Annotated in this window: 19 protein-coding genes and 1 tRNA gene; 12 read left to right on the forward strand and 8 right to left on the reverse strand. The window is 62.9% G+C overall.

The features are described from left to right. The first annotated feature begins 40 nt into the window (after positions 1-40). From ACE3OA_RS12610 to ACE3OA_RS12635, 6 genes are all read left to right on the forward strand, one after another. Positions 41-877: an OmpA family protein gene (locus ACE3OA_RS12610; RefSeq protein WP_374311139.1), complete on the forward strand. Its 837-nt coding sequence runs from the start codon at positions 41-43 to the stop codon at positions 875-877. A gap of 218 nt (positions 878-1,095) precedes the next feature. Continuing rightward, positions 1,096-1,488: a Co2+/Mg2+ efflux protein ApaG gene (apaG, locus tag ACE3OA_RS12615; protein WP_374311141.1), complete on the forward strand. Its 393-nt coding sequence runs from the start codon at positions 1,096-1,098 to the stop codon at positions 1,486-1,488. A gap of 32 nt (positions 1,489-1,520) precedes the next feature. Continuing rightward, positions 1,521-2,159: a GTP cyclohydrolase I FolE gene (gene folE, locus ACE3OA_RS12620; protein ID WP_374311143.1), complete on the forward strand. Its 639-nt coding sequence runs from the start codon at positions 1,521-1,523 to the stop codon at positions 2,157-2,159. A 19-nt stretch (positions 2,160-2,178) separates the two neighbouring features. Then, complete coding sequence (gene argE / locus ACE3OA_RS12625; protein WP_374311145.1) at positions 2,179-3,336, forward strand: acetylornithine deacetylase; 1,158 nt, start codon at positions 2,179-2,181, stop codon at positions 3,334-3,336. A 7-nt stretch (positions 3,337-3,343) separates the two neighbouring features. Further along, positions 3,344-4,219, forward strand: a complete 876-nt coding sequence (locus ACE3OA_RS12630; RefSeq protein WP_374311147.1) for a DUF4743 domain-containing protein — start codon at positions 3,344-3,346, stop codon at positions 4,217-4,219. Continuing rightward, positions 4,216-5,067: a DUF4743 domain-containing protein gene (locus ACE3OA_RS12635; RefSeq protein WP_374311149.1), complete on the forward strand. Its 852-nt coding sequence runs from the start codon at positions 4,216-4,218 to the stop codon at positions 5,065-5,067. Before ACE3OA_RS12630 ends, ACE3OA_RS12635 begins: the two co-directional genes overlap by 4 nt. On the opposite strand, the gene ACE3OA_RS12640 is transcribed toward ACE3OA_RS12635, so the two are convergent. From ACE3OA_RS12640 to ACE3OA_RS12650, 3 genes are all read right to left on the reverse strand, one after another. Continuing rightward, the gene (locus ACE3OA_RS12640; protein WP_374311151.1) at positions 5,064-5,744 is read right to left on the reverse strand and encodes a TerC family protein; all 681 of its coding nucleotides are present in this window, start codon (positions 5,742-5,744) and stop codon (positions 5,064-5,066) included. The genes ACE3OA_RS12635 and ACE3OA_RS12640 overlap by 4 nt on opposite strands. A 55-nt stretch (positions 5,745-5,799) precedes the next feature. Further along, positions 5,800-6,630 (reverse strand): tRNA glutamyl-Q(34) synthetase GluQRS, encoded by an 831-nt coding sequence (gene gluQRS / locus ACE3OA_RS12645; protein ID WP_374311153.1) that lies wholly within the window; start codon positions 6,628-6,630, stop codon positions 5,800-5,802. Positions 6,631-6,712: 82 nt separating this feature from the next. Then, positions 6,713-7,264: a hypothetical protein gene (locus ACE3OA_RS12650; protein WP_374311155.1), complete on the reverse strand. Its 552-nt coding sequence runs from the start codon at positions 7,262-7,264 to the stop codon at positions 6,713-6,715. Between the two features lie 133 nt (positions 7,265-7,397). On the opposite strand from ACE3OA_RS12650, the gene ACE3OA_RS12655 reads away from it, so the two are divergent. The 3 genes from ACE3OA_RS12655 to panC all read left to right on the forward strand — a co-directional run bounded on the left by ACE3OA_RS12655 (position 7,398) and on the right by panC (position 9,748). Next, positions 7,398-7,844 carry an ion channel gene (locus ACE3OA_RS12655; RefSeq protein ID WP_374311157.1) on the forward strand — a complete coding sequence of 149 codons (447 nt, stop codon included), beginning with the start codon at positions 7,398-7,400 and terminating at the stop codon, positions 7,842-7,844. Positions 7,845-8,025: 181 nt separating this feature from the next. Continuing rightward, positions 8,026-8,877 (forward strand): 3-methyl-2-oxobutanoate hydroxymethyltransferase, encoded by an 852-nt coding sequence (gene panB / locus ACE3OA_RS12660; protein WP_374311159.1) that lies wholly within the window; start codon positions 8,026-8,028, stop codon positions 8,875-8,877. Between the two features lie 22 nt (positions 8,878-8,899). Further along, positions 8,900-9,748: a pantoate--beta-alanine ligase gene (gene panC, locus ACE3OA_RS12665; protein WP_374311161.1), complete on the forward strand. Its 849-nt coding sequence runs from the start codon at positions 8,900-8,902 to the stop codon at positions 9,746-9,748. 100 nt (positions 9,749-9,848) lie between these two features. Here panC and gpt read toward each other — a convergent pair whose 3' ends face one another. Then, positions 9,849-10,328: a xanthine phosphoribosyltransferase gene (gene gpt / locus ACE3OA_RS12670; protein WP_374311163.1), complete on the reverse strand. Its 480-nt coding sequence runs from the start codon at positions 10,326-10,328 to the stop codon at positions 9,849-9,851. 333 nt (positions 10,329-10,661) lie between these two features. On the opposite strand from gpt, the gene ACE3OA_RS12675 reads away from it, so the two are divergent. Continuing rightward, a complete protein-coding gene (locus ACE3OA_RS12675; protein WP_374311165.1) occupies positions 10,662-12,590 on the forward strand; it encodes a potassium transporter Kup in 1,929 nt (642 codons plus the stop codon). A gap of 46 nt (positions 12,591-12,636) precedes the next feature. Then, entirely contained in the window at positions 12,637-13,008 is a 372-nt protein-coding gene (locus tag ACE3OA_RS12680; RefSeq protein ID WP_374311167.1) for an MmcQ/YjbR family DNA-binding protein, read from the forward strand. On the opposite strand, the gene ACE3OA_RS12685 is transcribed toward ACE3OA_RS12680, so the two are convergent. From ACE3OA_RS12685 to ACE3OA_RS12695, 3 genes are all read right to left on the reverse strand, one after another. Further along, the gene (locus tag ACE3OA_RS12685; RefSeq protein WP_374311169.1) at positions 13,005-13,766 is read right to left on the reverse strand and encodes a DUF3750 domain-containing protein; all 762 of its coding nucleotides are present in this window, start codon (positions 13,764-13,766) and stop codon (positions 13,005-13,007) included. The genes ACE3OA_RS12680 and ACE3OA_RS12685 overlap by 4 nt on opposite strands. Beyond that, complete coding sequence (locus ACE3OA_RS12690) at positions 13,767-14,186, reverse strand: DUF4864 domain-containing protein (RefSeq protein ID WP_374311171.1); 420 nt, start codon at positions 14,184-14,186, stop codon at positions 13,767-13,769. A gap of 144 nt (positions 14,187-14,330) precedes the next feature. Continuing rightward, positions 14,331-15,389 carry a hypothetical protein gene (locus ACE3OA_RS12695; RefSeq protein WP_374311173.1) on the reverse strand — a complete coding sequence of 353 codons (1,059 nt, stop codon included), beginning with the start codon at positions 15,387-15,389 and terminating at the stop codon, positions 14,331-14,333. Between the two features lie 449 nt (positions 15,390-15,838). Between ACE3OA_RS12695 and ACE3OA_RS12700 the strand changes: the two genes are divergently transcribed. Further along, positions 15,839-15,915 (forward strand) — tRNA-Arg (locus tag ACE3OA_RS12700). Positions 15,916-15,995: 80 nt separating this feature from the next. On the opposite strand, the gene ACE3OA_RS12705 is transcribed toward ACE3OA_RS12700, so the two are convergent. Next, entirely contained in the window at positions 15,996-16,826 is an 831-nt protein-coding gene (locus tag ACE3OA_RS12705) for a hypothetical protein (protein WP_374311175.1), read from the reverse strand. Between the last annotated feature and the right edge of the window lie 123 nt (positions 16,827-16,949).

A 16,949-nucleotide genomic window follows, 5' to 3' on the forward strand; every position in this document is an offset into this window, starting at 1 on the left:
GAACCTGGGGACGGCGCTGAACAAAAGCGAGGAGACAAAAATGAAAGCATTGCGACTTCTGGCGGTTTTGGGGGCAGTTGGATTTCTGGCAGCCTGCTCGACCGACCTCGACCGTATCCGTACGACTGAAGCGAGCGGCGGTACGCCGTTCACCCAGGCGCTGACCACCGAATATCGCGATCTGGCCGTGTTCGAAGCCGACGAAATGTTCGATTGGCGTGACGCCGGCTACTACGCCCGCCGCGGCCTTGCTGCTGCCGGTGGCGAAGTTGTCCAGCCGGAAGATCCGGCCAACCGTGACCTGCCGGCTGATTCGCTGGGCGAGATCACCGACGTTCGTGGCCGCCTGCTGGCAGCCCTCGACGGCGGCGCTCGCGACAACAAGGCGGCTCTCGCTGCCCGCGCTCAGGCCCGTTTCGATTGCTGGCTCGAGCAGCAGGAAGAGAACTTCCAGTTCGACCATATCAGCGCCTGCAAGGACGAACTCCTCGCGGCCCTGGCTGAACTCGAAGCCGCTCCGCCTGCAGTCGAAGCTCCGGCTCCGGCGCCGAACGTCTATCTGGTGCTGTTCGACTTCGACAAGTCGAACATCAATGACGCGGCCCAGGCCGTGGTCAACCAGGTGGTTGCGGACTTCGGTGCGAACAAGTCGACCGCGATTTCGGTCACCGGTCACACCGACCGTTCGGGCTCTGACGCCTATAACGAGAAGCTCTCCGAGCGCCGCTCTGATGCGGTCCGCGAAGCGCTGATCGCTGCCGGCGTCCCGGCCGAAGCCATCACGACCGCCTGGAAGGGCGAAGCCGAGAACGCGGTCCCGACCGCTGACGGTGTCAAGGAGCAGGCTAACCGCCGCGCCGAGATCATCGTTCAGTAATCGAGGCCTACACCGCTGCTTTGCGGAACGGCGCCGGGGCAACCCGGCGCCGTTTTCTTTGGGGTCTGCGCCTGCCGCGCCCTCAATCCCACAATCCTGCAATCCCATAAACCCAGTCGATGCAGGGTCTTGGGGCAGTTGGATTTACGAGCGCATCCGATCTAAACTGCCGCCGATCATTCATCGGGCGCTCCGTCGGACGCCACAAGGCGAGCTTCATGTATCAACAAACCACCCGCAGTATCCTGGTCAGCGTCGAGCCGACCTATCTCGACGACCAATCGGCGCCGGACGAGGCGCATTTTGTCTGGAAGTATCATGTGCGCATCGAGAACCGCGGCGACCGGACCGTGCAGCTGCGCAACCGCTATTGGCGCATCACCGATTCCCTCGGCCGCGTACAGGAAGTGCGCGGCGCCGGTGTCGTCGGCGAGCAGCCGGTCCTGCATCCGGGCGAAGCCTATGAATATACCAGCGGGACACCGCTGAAGACGCCGTCAGGCATCATGGTGGGCACCTATGAGATGGAGAGCGAAACCGGCGAGATGTTCGATATCGACATTCCCGCTTTCTCGCTCGACAGCCCCTATCAGCCCAAGCGCTTGAACTGATCTCGCGCATACGCGCGCTTCCAGAAAGGAACATGGCCGTGGCCAAGGTCCCCTCGAAATCCACCAAATCCGCGACCAGCGCCCCGACTCAGGCCGAGGCAGAGGAAGCAGTCCGTACCCTCATCCGCTGGGCCGGTGATGATCCGACGCGCGAGGGCCTGCTCGACACGCCGCGCCGCGTGGTCAAATCCTATCGCGAGTTCTTCAGCGGCTATGCCGACAACCCGGCCGACATCCTGACCCGGACCTTCTCCGAGACCGATGGCTATGACGAGATGATCGTCCTCAAGGACATTCGTTTCGAGAGCCATTGCGAGCATCACATGGCGCCGATCATCGGCCGCGCGCATATCGCCTATCTGCCCAGGAAGCGCGTGGTCGGCATCTCGAAGCTAGCACGCCTGCTCGACTGCTACGCCAAGCGCCTGCAGATCCAGGAAAAGCTGACCGCGCAGATTGCCAACACGCTGAACGACGAATTGCAGCCGCGTGGTGTCGCCGTGGTGATCGATGCCAGCCATCAATGCATGACCACACGCGGCGTGCACAAGGCCGGCACGTCGATGGTGACCAGCCGCATGCTGGGTGCCTTCCGCAACGATGCGTCGACGCGGCGGGAGTTCCTGGCATTCATCGGGCTGCCGCCCGCGACCGTCGGCTCAAGCTCATAGGTCCGGACAGCCCAACATCATGAACGAAAGTTTCGTCGGCATCCTCGATCGTCTCATCGCGTTCGACACCGTGTCCGCCCGCTCCAACATGTCGCTGATCAATTGGATCGGCGATTTCCTGAAGCAGCACGGTGTCGCGGTCGATATCGTGCCGGCGCCGGATGGCCAGCCGAAGGCCAATCTCTGGGCCACGATCGGACCCAAGCGTGATGGCGGCATCGTGCTCTCCGGCCATACGGATGTCGTGCCGGTGGAAGGACAGCCCTGGACCAGCGATCCTTTCAAGCTGGTCGAAACGGAGAAGCGCTTTGTCGGCCGCGGCACCAGCGACATGAAGGGCTTCATCGCCCTTTGCCTGGCACTGGTTCCGGAGATGGTGGCAAAGCCGCTGCAGACGCCGCTCCATTTCGCTTTCTCCTATGACGAAGAACTGGGCTGCCTGGGCGCGCCGCATCTTCTGAAGGCGATCGGCCAGAACCTCCCTAAGCCGCGTCTGGCCATCATCGGCGAACCTACGGGCATGAAGCTCGGCGTTCGGCACAAGGGCGTCTATTCCTTCGAGACGCATGTTACCGGCAAGGACGGGCATTCCAGCCAGCCGGATCGCGGTCTCAATGCGATCGCACTTGCCGCCGAGGTGATGAACGAGATGGCGCGCATCTATCGCACCATCCAGACCGATGGCCCCTTCGACCGCAGCTTCGACCCGCCGCATTGTTCCTTCAACATCGGCCATATCAGTGGCGGCACGGCGGTCAATATCATCGCCCGCGAATGCAAATTCCTGTGGGACTTCCGGGTCATTCCCGGCGGCCATCCCGACCAGATGCTCGTGCCCCTGCAGGCCTTCATCGAGAAGCGCCTCAAGGAACTTCGCAGCGCGGTGCCCGCGGTGGATGTCGTCACCACGCCCCGCGTCTCGTCGCCGCCTTTGGTCGAGGAACATGAGGGTGCGGCGGAAGCCCTGTTGAAACATCTGACCGGCGCCAATGATACGGTGAGCCTTCCCTATTCGACCGAAGCCGGACAGTTCCAGCAGGCCGGCATGTCGGCCATCGTCTGCGGCCCCGGCCATATAGCCCAGGCGCACCAGCCGGACGAGTTCATCGACAAGGATCAGCTGGCGGCGGGCGACGCCTTCCTGCGCCGCCTGATCGACTGGGCACGCGTGAATTGACCGGATCATGAGCCTGCTGCGCCAATATCGCCGTTATCCCGCGCCGGACCTCGCGCGCTACCTTCGCTTCGTTGTGGCCGGCCGCCATGTCGGCTGGGTGAAGCCTGAACTGGCGGAAGAACTGGCGGCCCATGCCGATATCTTCCAACTGACTGGAACCGATTTCAGCATGCATCCCGCCCTCGCAACGGCGGACGCGCGCAGTGCGGCGATGGCGGAAATTCTCGACGGCCTGCGCCAGGGCGGCCGGGTGCCGGGCTGGCGCGACGAACTCTATCCCGTCACGCAAAGCTATGGCGAGACGCCGCTGCTGGTGATGGAGCGCGCCGCGGCGCCGCTCTTCGGTGTCATGGCCTATGGCGTCAATCTCAACGGCTTCGTCGGTCGCGGCTGGGAGATGAAGATCTGGGTCGCGCGTCGCGCCCCCACCAAATCGGTCGATCCCAACATGCTCGACCTCATCGTCGGCGGCGGCCAGCCTTTGGGCTTGTCGCCGGCCGAGAATCTGCTCAAAGAATGCCAGGAAGAGGCGGGCATTCCACCGGAGATCGCGGCTCAAGCGCTGCCGGTCGGCATCATCACCCTGTTGATCGAAGCGGGGGAAGGCTTGCGGGTCGGCCAGCAGTTCAATTTCGATCTCGAATTGCCGGAGAGTTTCCGCCCCCTCAACCAGGATGGCGAAGTGGCCGGCTTTGAACTCATTCCCGTCTCGGAAGTGATCCATCGCCTGCGCTCGGCCGATGAATTCATGTATGACATTGCGCTGGTGCTGATCGACTTCCTCATCCGCCACGGTTTCATCGGGCCAGAGGAGCGGGATTATCTGCCGCTCATCGCTGGCTTGCGGCGACCCATTCCCTTTGCGGCGCAGGTGGCGGCATGAGCCTGATGGACCGTATCGACAATTGCCATCGCCATGACCTGTCGCGCTATGTGCCGTTCAAGGTCGATGCCCGGCAGGTCGGTTTCATGCGCCGCGATATGGCCAGCGAGCTGCGCCGCTTCCCGAGCGTCTTTCGCGTCGCCGCCGATCAGGTGAGCGTTGCCGAGCATCTCGACAGTTTCGACTATCGCTCGGCGGCCATCGATTCCGTCATGCGCGAGCTGCGCCAGGAAGGTTTCATCCGTGGCTGGCGCGACGAGCTTTTCACGATCGCCGCGCATTTCGGCGCCGAGCCCCTGTTCGACCTGGAACGGGCCGGCGTGCCGCTTTTTGGCGTCAAGGCCTATGGCGTGCATCTCAACGGCTATGTGCGGCGCGATGGCGAGATCTGGCTGTGGGTCGGACGCCGCGCGGCCAACCGGCCGATCGAACCCGGCAAGCTCGACCATCTGGTGGCGGGCGGTCTCCCGTCCGGCGTGAAGCCTTTCGACAACCTGATCAAGGAAGCGGCCGAAGAGGCCTCGATCCCCAAGGAACTGGCGCGGCGCGCGCGACCCTGCGGCGCACTCAGCTACCGGATGGAACTGGACAATTGCCTCCGCGACGACACGCTCTTTGTCTACGACCTGGAATTGCCGGCCGACTTCGTGCCGCGCAACCATGATGGCGAGATCGCCGATTTCCGGTTGCTGCCACTTTCCGAAGTCGAGCGGCTGCTGGCCGAGACTGAGGATTTCAAGTTCAACGTCGGGCTCGTCATCATCGACTTCCTCATCCGCCACGGCTACCTGACGCCGGACGATCCCCAGTACAGCGCGCTGGCACTGGGCGTCTCTCGCCGCCCCTAGGCGCCGTTGATGAGCGGTTCAAGCTCGGCCCAGCCGCGCCAGATCATGTCGCCAGCCACATAGAAGATGACGGCAAGGCCGACATAGGCGATCCAATGGAACCGCTTCAGCAGCTTGGCGATGAAGGAGGCGGCAATACCCATGAGGGCTACCGACAGGATGAGGCCGAAAATGAGCACTTTGGGATGCTCATGCGCGGCGCCCGCCACCGCCAGCACGTTGTCGAGCGACATCGAGACGTCGGCGAGGATGATCTGGATCGTCGCCTGCATCATGGTCTTGGCCGGAGCCGAACCCGGCAGAGCCGATTCGCCTTCCGCCAGTGCCTGTTCTTCTTCCGCGCTGAGGGACTGGCCCTGGCGCATCTTCTCCAGCTTGTTCTCGCGGCGCTGGTGTTCGAGTTCGCGCCAGAACTTCCAGCACACCCACAGCAGCAGGATACCGCCGGCAAAGGTCAGGCCGATAACGGCCAGGAGATAAGTCGTGCCCAGGGCGAAAAGAATGCGCAGGACCGTGGCGGCGGCGATGCCGACCAGGATGACCTTGTTGCGCTGGCTGGGCGGCAGCCCGGCAGCAGCCAGGCCCACGACGATGGCATTGTCGCCGGCGAGCACGAGGTCGATGAGGATCACCTGCGCGAAGGCGGCAAGTTCGGGGCCGAGAAAAGTGAGGTCCATGATCAGATCTGCTTCATTGGCGTTGCATTTCTATAAGCGATGCGCGGGCCGGCGACTAGCTGGGAAACCCGGCCAGTTCCCTGACTTCCGCAGGACTTGTCCCTGATTCGCGCAAGGATCGCAGGCTGGGGGCGCCGGCGCGTTTGGCAAGGCGTACACCCTGTGCATCGGTGAGGAGCTTGTGGTGGGCGTAATGGGGCGTCGGCAGGCCGAGCAGGGCCTGGAGAAGGCGATGGATATGTGTTGCCGGCAGCAGGTCTTCGGCGCGCGTCACCAGCGTGACCCCCTGCAGGGCGTCATCCACGGTGACGCAGAGATGATAGCTGCACGGAATCTCGCGCCGGGCCAGCACCACGTCGCCAAGATGCTCGGGATGCGCCGTGAGCCTGCCGCTCCCTTCCTCATCGAATGTCAGTGCACCGGCCAGGGCCATGGCCTTGGCCACATCGAGGCGCAGCGCATAGGGTTCACCGGCCTCCATGCGCGCGGAAGCAGTCTCCGGGGGCAGATGGCGGCAAGTACCGGGATAAAGTGGGCCCTCCGGCCCATGTGGGGCCGATTGGGCGGCGGCGATATCCCTTCGGGTACAGAAGCAGGCATAGAGAACGCCCAAAGTCTGCAGGCGGGCGATGGCGGCGCGGTAATCGTCGAAATGATCGGATTGCCGCCGCACCGGCCCGTCCCAGTCGAGGCCCAGCCAGGCAAGATCCTCGACGATGGCGGCCTCGAATTCGGGCCGGCAGCGGGTCCGGTCTATGTCTTCAATTCGCAACAGGAACCTTCCACCAGCTCGCCGGGCCCGCGACCATCCATCCAGCGCCGAACAGGCGTGGCCGAGATGGAGGTATCCGGTCGGGCTGGGCGCAAAACGGGTTACGAGCGGCATCTGGACTTCAAGTAAGCAGCTTTATCCCCATCTACAACCGCGGAAGGCCGTTCCGGGGCAGGAAAATCCATGAATTTCGGCATTATCCGGGAATCTGGGCCTTCATTCCCTCGAACCAGGCGCGCCTGGCGCCGATTTCGGCGATCTCGAGGTCGATCCAGGAGGGCAGGTGGCCACCCCCGGCCGTGACCGGCGGGTAGGCGCGCAGGTCACCCAGCCGCACCAATTCCCTGTCGCAGGCCTCGATCATCAGGTCGACCTGCTGCCGCTGGTCCTCGGGCGTCAGGCAGCGGAAGAAATGCATTTTGAAGGCGATGATCAGCTTGTTGACCTCACCCATCGGGCCCCGGAGGCGCGTCGTCATCAGGCGCCGCAGCTCCGTCCGGCCGTCCGGGGTCAGGCGCATGATCTGCGAATCCGCCGGCTGCTTGGGGTCGATGGCCTCGATCAGGCCCTCGATCTTGAAGAGTTCCAGGGACGGTCCCAGCAATTCCAGCGAGGGCCCCACGATGCGGCCGACGAAATGGCGGATTTCCCGCGCCAGATCGGCATAACTGCGTTCGCCCTGCCACAGCAGGCCGAGGGCGGCGAGGCGGATCGCTTCAGAGGGAATGAGGCTATTGTCTTTATACATCTAAGCTCTAAGGCAAATAGTCCGGGGGTTATGTCTGATTTGCCATTGGCTGAGCGCCGTCAGCGCTTTGCTAAGTTCTGGTCGTCAGATATTAGGGTTTAGCCGTTTTGGCGGGGAAGCGGAAGCAGTTCACATGTTCTTCATTACTCTCACTCTCGGTTCGGCCATGGTGTTGCTCGCCATTGGCATTCATTACGAAGCCCTGCGCATGGCGGCCAGCTACCTGTTGCCCCGCATGCAGATCGTTTCCAGGCGAGCCCATGTGACCGTCGGCGTCATCGCCTGCATGGCAGCCCATACGATCGAAATTTGGGCCTTTGCCGGCGCCTATTGGTTGCTCAGCTGGACAGGTCTCAATATGGGGTTTGCCGACAATTACCGGCGCAGTTTTATTGATTATTTGAATTTCTCTGCAGAATCATACACTTCTCTCGGGTTTGGCGATGCGGAGATGCTGAGCCCGGACATGCGCCTGCTGGCCGGGATCGAGGCCCTGACCGGCCTCGTGCTCATTGCCTGGAGTGCCTCCTTTACCTATTTCGTGATGGCCCAGTATTGGGGCGGCCGTCCGCGGCACTAAGGGGGGCTGCAAGGCTCCCATGAATATGCGGGCAGTCCATACGCTGCTTGCGTCCTTCCCATGCCCGGATAGCGGTTGTGCGGTGCAGCAGGATCGGACAGAATGTCGCGCATAAAACAGCGGAATGCGAACTGGCGACGAGGCGGTCAGGCCTAAGTCGTCCTGCACGAGGGAGGCGGAAATGAGCGTCCATGCCAGCGGCAGCAATGAAGGCGCGGTGCTGAAGCGCCTGTCGGTACCGGAATTCGCTGCCCGCAAAGGCAAGGAACCGCTGGTCTGCCTCACCGCCTATACGATGCCGATGGCGCAGCGCCTCGATTCCCATGTCGACCTGCTGATGGTCGGCGATTCGCTCGGCATGGTTCTCTATGGCTTCGACACGACCCTGCCGGTGACGCTGGACATGATGATCCAGCATGGTGCCGCGGTCGTGCGCGGCTCGAAAACCTCGATGGTCGTAGTCGACATGCCCTTCGGCTCCTATCAGGAAAGCCCGGAACAAGCCTTCCGCTCGGCGGCGCGCATCATGAAGGAGACCGGCTGCCAGGCCGTGAAGCTTGAAGGCGGGCGTGAGATGGCTGACACCGTGGCCTTTCTGGCCAAGCGCGGCGTGCCCGTGATGGGCCATGTCGGCCTGACGCCGCAATCGGTGAACACGCTGGGCGGCTTCCGCGCCCGCGGTCGCGGCGACCAGGAAGCGGCAGCGATCGTTGCCGATGCCGTAGCCGTTGCCGAGGCCGGCGCGTTTTCGGTCGTACTCGAGGGTGTCATGGAGCAGATCGCGCAGGCCGTGACGGCGCGCGTGGCCGTCCCGGTGATCGGCATCGGCGCCTCATCCATCTGCGATGGCCAGGTGCTGGTGGCCGAGGATATTCTGGGCCTGTTCAGTTCCTTCAAGCCGCGCTTCGTGAAGCGTTATGCCGAACTCGGCAACGCGATCGAAGAAGCGGCGGAGCGCTATGCGGAGGAAGTCCGTGCCCGCTCCTTCCCGGGGCCGGAGCATATCTTCGGTGCGATGAAGAAACACGGCTGAGCGCACAACGCATTCTTATCGCATGACCGATTTGCCCATCGTTCGCCGCGTCGCCGATCTGCGCGCCCGTATCGCCGTCTTCCGCAAGGCCGGCCACACCGTCGGCCTGGTGCCGACGATGGGTGCGCTGCATGAAGGGCATCTGGCACTCGTTCAACGCGCCAAGGCTGAAAACGACCGGGTCGTGGCGACGATCTTCGTGAACCCGACGCAGTTCGGGCCGACCGAGGATCTCAGTGCCTATCCGCGCGACGAAGCCGGCGATGTGGCGAGGCTTGCCGGCGCGGATTGCGATCTGCTCTTTGCGCCGGACGTGACGGAGATGTATCCGCGGGGCTTTTCAACATCGGTGACGGTCAGCGGCATCACCACGCATCTCGATGGCGTGGCGCGGCCCGGCCATTTCGGCGGTGTTGCCACCATCGTCTCGAAGCTGCTGCTGCAGAGCCTGCCCGATCGCGCCTATTTCGGCGAGAAGGATTTCCAGCAATTGCAGGTCATCCGATGCCTGGCGCGCGATCTCGATATGCCGGTGGAAATCGTCGGCGTGCCGACCGTGCGCGAAGCCGATGGCCTGGCCCTTTCATCGCGCAACCGCTACCTGTCGCCGTCGGAACGGAAGCAGGCTGCGATGCTGCCGCAGATCCTGGCAGAGACGGCCAGGCAATTGGCCTCAGCCGACGACGCGGCGCCGATCCTCGCCGCCGCGACGGCGCGGCTGCTGCAAGGCGGTTTTGCCCGTGTCGACTATGTGGCGCTGTGCGATGAAGCAACGCTTGCGCCGATCGCCAGCGCGCAAAAGGGTAGCCGCCTGTTCGCGGCGGCGCATATCGGCCGCACGCGTCTCATCGACAACTGGCCGGTTGCTTAACGGTCTTTCTCTCGTCATCCCCGGGCGAAGACCCGGGGATCCGGTGATGGGTGGATAGACTGGATGCCCAGGTCAGGCCCGGGCATGACGATGAAGTGTATTAAGGACGCTTCAGCTTGACGATCGGCTGCACGAATTGCGGCTCGATGTCCCAGGGGAAGAAGATCCAGGTGTCCTGCGAGACTTCGGTGACGAAGGTATCGACTAGCGGACGACCCGAGGGCTTGGCATAGATCGTGGCGAAATGCGCCTTGGGCAGCATGTCGCGCACCACGCGCGCGGTGCGGCCGGTATCGACGAGGTCGTCGATGATGAGCCAGCCGGCGCCATCACCGGGTGAATCCTTCAGCACCTTGATCTGGCCCTGGGCGTGATCGTCCGAATAACTCTGCATGCAGACGGTGTCGATGAGGCGCACGTCGAGCTCGCGGGCGATGATGGCGGCCGGCACCAGGCCGCCGCGCGTCACGGCGACGATGCCCTCGAACGGACCCTTCTCGATGAGTCGCCAGGCCAATGCCTTGGCGTTGCGATGCAGCTCTTCCCAGGATACCGGAAAGGTCTTTTGCGGATCGGACATTTTCTTTTTCCCCCGGGTTGAGCGGACTGTCGGCCGGATGTGTGGAACGCATGGTTTCCAAAGCCGTTCTGACCATTAGCCGATGCCGGCGACAGCGGCAATTGCGGATTGCCGGCGCGCCTCTAATGCCGAGTCCAGCCAGGTGTCAAGAGGGATTATTGCGGTGCAAAAACCCTATTGCGTGAGGGGCAGGGCGATGACAGGATGCGCCGCTTTCACGGGCAGGACAGGCCCAGTTCAGCAAGGGATGGATACTCATCTTGAGTCCGCGCCAGCTGCCGGTAGGGGTGGCAAGCGCTCGAGCGGCCGGACGCAGGATGCCACCAACACCAAGTGACCACATCAGCTCAGACATCAGATAGCCAGGTTCCGGCAACGGCCCCGGGCAACGACCATACCCCGCAAGGTGCGCTGGCGCCGCTGGCCATCGGCGCGCTCGGCGTCGTGTTCGGGGATATCGGTACGTCGCCGCTCTACACCTTCCGCGAAGCCTTCCATGGCGCCGGCGAAGTCATGGCGAACCCTGGGCATGTCTTCGGCATCCTGTCGCTGATCTTCTGGACGATCACCATCATCGTCAGCGTGAAATACGCCTTGCTGATCCTGCGCGCCGACAACCAGGGGCAGGGCGGCCTGTTAGCCCTCATCGGTCTTGCCATCCGTTCCGCCACCAAACCGGGGCGGCGCGAGAAATTCCTGGCGCTCGGCATCGTCGGCGCAGCGCTCTTCTACGGCGACGGCATGATCACGCCGGCCATTTCGATTCTGTCCGCGGTCGAGGGTCTCAAGATCGCGCAGCCGAATCTGGACAAGGATTGGATCGTCGCCATCACGATCGTCATCGTGATCGGCCTCTTTGCCATTCAGAGCCGCGGCACCGGCGCGGTTGGCGCCTTCTTTGGCCCGGTCATGATGATCTGGTTCGCGACCCTTGGCATTCTGGGCTTGCTGCAGATCATCGGTCATCCGGAAATCCTGCAGGCGCTCTCGCCGCACTATGCGCTCTCCTTTCTGTTCCACAATATCGGCATCGCCTTTCCCGTGATGGGCGCCGTGCTGCTGGCCGTGACGGGGGCCGAGGCGCTCTATGCCGATCTCGGGCATTTCGGGCGCAAGCCGATCCAGGCTTCCTGGTTCGTCTTCGTGCTGCCCTGTCTCACCTTGAACTATTTCGGCCAAGGCGCACTGGTGCTGGCCGATCCGGCGGCGGTCGCCAATCCTTTCTATCTGCTGGCGCCGGACTGGTTCCTCTATCCCCTGATCGGCCTTGCCACCGCGGCCACGATCATCGCCTCGCAGGCAGTGATTTCAGGCGCGTTCTCGCTCTCCTGGCAGGCGATGCGCATGGGCGTCTGCCCGCGTCTCCTCATCACGCATACTTCGGCCCATCACCAGGGCCAGATCTATGTGCCGCAGATCAACTGGCTGCTGATGATCTGCGTGCTGCTGCTGGTGATCGGCTTCAAATCGTCGAGCGGTCTGGCCAACGCCTATGGCATCGCCGTCACCGGCACCATGATCATCGACACGATCATCGCCTTCTTCGTGTTCCGTTCGCTGTGGCATTGGAGTCCGCTGCGTACCATCCTCGTCTGCGGCTTCATCCTGCTGGTCGAAGCGTCGCTGCTGGGGGCGAGCCTCCTCAAGGTGCTCGACGGCGGCTGGTTCCCGCTGCTGATCGGCGCCATCATCATCTTCATCCTGTCGACCTGGATGGATGGGCGCGGCCTGCTGGCCAAGCGTCACGGCGCCGGCTCTTTGACCGAAGACGAATTCCTCGGCGCGCTCTCGGAGCGGCACTTGAGCCGCGTGCCGGGCACGGCGCTGTTCCTCACCGCGCAGCTCGACCGGGTTCCCTTCGCGCTGCTGCACAACATGCGCCACAATCGCATCCTGCATGAGCGTATCGTCATGACGACGCTGATTACCGAAGCGCGACCCTTCGTGCCGGATGCGGAACGCATCCAGGTGCGCGAGCTCGGCCGCGGCTTCTGGCGCATCGTGGTGCATTACGGCTTTGCCGATGAACCCAATCTGCCGGCCGCCATGCGCATGGCGGCAAAGCATGGGCTCGACATGGACCCGGAGAACGTCTCCTATTTCATCGGCCGCGAGCGCATCGTGCCGCGCGCCAAGTCGGCCATGTCGGGCTGGCGGCGCTGGCTCTTCATCCTGCTGTCGGACACGGAAATCTCGGCTTCCGACTATTTCCGCATTCCGGTGGGGCGCATCATCGAGCTGGGTGCGCGCACCGAAATCTGACGCCGAAATCTGACACCGAAATCTGACGAGGGGCAGGGCGGACGGGATGACGCGCAAGGAGTTCGACAAGGTCTGCAGCGCGCTTCCCAAGACAAGCCAGGTCATCCAATGGGGCGGCGCTTCCGTCTGGAAGATCGGCGGCAAGATCTTCGCCGTCTGTTCGAATTGGGGTCCCGGCGAGGGACCGAAGATCAGCTTCAAATGCAGCGACATGTCCTACGACCTGCTGCGCCAGCAGAAGGGCATCATACCAGCGCCCTATCTCGCCCGCGCCAAATGGGTGCAGGTCGAAACGCCGAAGGCGCTCGGCGACAAGTATCTGAAGGCCTATATCGAGACGGCCTATCGCCTGGTTGCGGCGAAGCTCACCAAGGCCAAGCGCGCGGAACTCGGCCTGGCCCTGCCGCCGCGCGGCTAATCGATCGCCATTTCAGGCCGGCGTGACACGTCCTCGGGAAAGCCGATGCGGCCGAGACCCGGCACCCGCAATGCCGGGCGCAGGATATCGAGTCCGAAATTCAGTCCGAGGACATTGACCTCGACTCCTTCCTCGATCCCCAGCGTCACGCCGGTAAGACCGAACAGCGACACTTGCACCCCGGTGCCGCTCGGCGCCATCGCCACCGGCGCATCCCAGGCGCGGTAGTCCTTGCCGATGGCATTGGCCGGAATGTCGAGGCGCAGTTCGGGCACCTCGCGCGCCACATGCGCAAGGAAGGTGTTGCTGTTGGGCCCCGGCCAGCTGCGATACTGGTCCTTGAAGGGATAGGTCGCGACGGCCGCCTCGATGCGGTCGATCAGCGGGTCGACGCCGGCACCGCGATATTCCGCCATGATGCTGGGCTCGGCACCGAACCACATGCCGTCGGGCAGTGCATAGTCGACTTTCAATGCCTGTCCGCCGCCCCAGCCGACAACCTCATAGCGGGTGAAGCGGGCAGCACCCGACCGCTTGACGATGATCCAGGGATGGGTTGCGACGTAACCGCGCCAGCTGAAGGCGCGTGCGGTGTAGATCTGCACGACCGCTTCCGGTGTGCCGGCGGGATCGGGTGCCAGGCCCGCGGAATGGCGCGGGGCGTCGCGCCAGGACCCATCATAGGCCATGCCGCGTGCGATGCTGAGCGCGAGGGGCACGAAGACGAGGGCGGTGAGGGACCAGAACAGCACGCGCATTCAAACGCTTTCGTCCTGGGCGCGTTCCAGATAACAGCCGCTGATGCGCCAGGAACCATCAGGCTGCCGCTCGAACATATAGTGTGCGAGATAGCCCCTGCCATCGGGCCCGATGACAAAAACCTGCTGCTCCGGGCCACGGGTATGGTCGATGACGGCGCGGAACTCGACCGAGCGGGGCCGGTAGACCGGCGCGTAGCCGCTTTTGACCATATCCATGAAGACGCCCGGTGACCCGAACTTGGTCTGTAGAGCGGGGGAGGCGAAGCCGAAGGCTTTGGCGCCGTCATCGGCCCGGAAGGCGGATATCTGCGCGCCGATGATCTCCTGGAAGGCAGCCTTGTCCGCGGCATTGGGTTCGGCCCGGAGGACGCCCGGGGTCAGGAAGAGCAGGAACAGGGCGAGGGTGGCGCATCGCATGGGAACCTCCCGCAGGCTGAAGCCGGCATCACGCCCCTATTACGCGGCAAAAGGGCGGGCAGATCGATTCCCAAATGAAAACCGGCGCCCATTTCTGGGCGCCGGCTTCCGGTTCGAGGTTATGTGTAGAGGACTAATGGCTTATCATCGCACGTAAACGTGGACTTCGTTGACCTGCGCGTTGGGGTCGGTCACCTGGGCGATACCGACACGATCCGGCGGCAGGCCCATATTCAGGAGCGAGCGCGAGACCTTGTTGGCGTTCGTGCGGGCGATATCGCTGTTGAGCGCCACCTGGGCCGGCTGGCCCATGGCCGGGGCGACGCCGACCACGTCGAAGGCGGCGTTCGGGCGCAGTTCCAGGGCCTTGGAGGTCGCCTGATAGAGCGCCTGCTCGTAGTTCACATTGGCCCGGTCGAAGCGAATCACCACCAGCGGGCGGCCCGTGCTCATGCCAGCCATCGGCGGCAGGGCCGGCTGGGCCGGCGGCGCATAGGAACGGCTGGCGAGCGTGGTGCCATAGACCTGGCCGGTATTCACGCCGGCGGCCAGCGTGGTGAGGTTCGAGCGCTCGGTGGCCAGGAAATTGGTCTGGCGCGAGGTATCTTCGGCCAGCTGGTTCAGCAGGCGGTCGATCGAGACCGTCGTCTGATTCGTCTGGTCCTCAAGGATGCGGAGCTGCCGGTGATCCTCGTCGACCGCGCCGGAAACGGTGTAGGAGGCGCGGATCGAATCGAGCAGGTAGCTCGAGAAGGCGGCGTTGTTGGCGACGTCATTCGACAGACGGTTCATCTGGTCGAGGTCGGAGCCGATCTGGTCGAGCTGGTTCTGGGCCTGCTGCCAGGCGCCGGTCACAGCCGGGTTGCCCGGGGTGGTGCCCATCTGCAGCTTGCCGTTGATGGCGCCGACCGTGGTCTGGTAGCCGGCGGCATTGCGTTCCGCACTGGCGCGCAGTTCCTGGTGCTTCAGCGCCTGCTGCTGCACGGCCTGCTGCAGGCGGTTGAGATCGCTGCGGATCTCGATCACCCGGGTGCCCACCAGCGTGCCGGTCGGCTGGCCGGACGGTACCGATGCCGTGTTGTGCACGTCGGCGCCGATCGGCGCGCCGGAAACCGACGGTGCCAAGGCGTTGTTGAAAAACTCGCAGCCGCCCAAGATAAGCGGTGCGGCGGCCACGGCCGCGAGCCAGACATGTTTCTTCATGCTTGCCGAACCCCGAAAGACTGCGAACAAAAGCAAAGTCCCATACCCCCTTGCCTTGCTCAACCCATTACCCAAAAACAGTTCTTCGCAGCTTTCAGGACAAGAATCAACAGCCCAAGTCGGGTCTTGGGGGCCAGAGCGTGCCATGAGGGTCACAGGGTGGCGCGAAGGCCACAGCGAACACCGCGGGGAACCCCGCTGAAAACCGTGGGAAGCCGGCGGATTTCGTCCCGGTCCAATCCTGTGCCGTGGGTTCCCGGGCCCGGTTCTTCAGCACCTTTTCCGAGCGAAAACAAAGATATAGACCCGCGCCGGAAAACATTAAGCAAATCGCGCCAAAGAACTTGCAATGGTCCACGGCTTTGGCTAGTTTCCGCCACCGTTCGGGGGCCGAGACATCCAACTCGGCTGAATGCAACGCAAATTGCACTCACCCACCGCGAACCGACGCACCCATAGCTCAATTGGATAGAGCATCTGACTACGAATCAGAAGGTTGGAGGTTCGAGTCCTTCTGGGTGCGCCATTTTCCCTTTCGAGCACTTAGCTAAAAGGTCCGGGCCAATTCTGGCGTTGCCGAATCGCGCCTTGGTGACCTCCGGGCAGCTACTCATGCCAGCTGGCATCTGCGGTCGGCATGTTGACCCAGTCGAGATAGTTGCTTTGGTCTGGTATCAAGCCAGCTTGCTTCGCTTTGTCAAAGTCGGTCGCTTCGACTTTTGGCGGGGCCCGCTTTATTGCCGGCGCGATGTGCGCCGCGTGCTGTTGGATGTCCAATCCCAGCATGTGGCTGAAGAAGATACAATCATCCGTGAGCGCAATGATGCCGGCGAGCGTGTCGGAGTACCTTCGATCTAAGTGACCTGCTACAGTCGGCAGTCCGAAGTAGGCGCGCGCAAGCGCATCGGGGTCATTCGGGAACCGTGCTCTAAAATCTTGGATGAGAGCGTTGCGAGCGCCTATGCAACTGCCAAGCGCTTTCACGGATTGGGCTAGAACCATTGTAAGTGCAAGTGGCCGCCGCTGAATGGATAGCTTCTCGAACACAAGGTTACTTAGCAGATCGATTGGCACCACCGGTTCGGGCAAGTTCTCGAAATCGGCATCAAAATGGAAAGTCCCGTTTTGCCGGCCGGCTTTCCTTTCCTGCGCGTGCAGCAAGAGTGCCTGCTTTTGGGTTTGAAAAGTTGCGGCCATTATTTGGACGTGTTGTTGCTTAAGGCCGCAAAACGTATTGGTGATGCCAAGTGACACCATGATAGCGGCATTCGCGCATCGCACCTCGGTCACAATATCCCTTCGATTGGCGGTGCGTCTCGCAATGGAGTCAGCTCCGTACACACCTGCCAATGCACCGGCCAGCGCAGCAGTAAAGTTGCTGTTTAGCAGTTGCCACGCTTGACTAGTGAGCCATTCGAAGATGCAGGAAAGGTCCATGTGCCTATCTACCAATTCGCCACAAATATAACGCAGAGGTGCGGCAAATTATCTGGCAATCTAATCGGGCCTGCAAAAATCGCACCTTCAATCGTACTGGACATGATCTTTGCAGAAGTGATC

This window comes from Dongia sp. (genome assembly GCF_041906375.1).
In the GTDB taxonomy this organism is placed as follows: domain Bacteria; phylum Pseudomonadota; class Alphaproteobacteria; order Dongiales; family Dongiaceae; genus Dongia.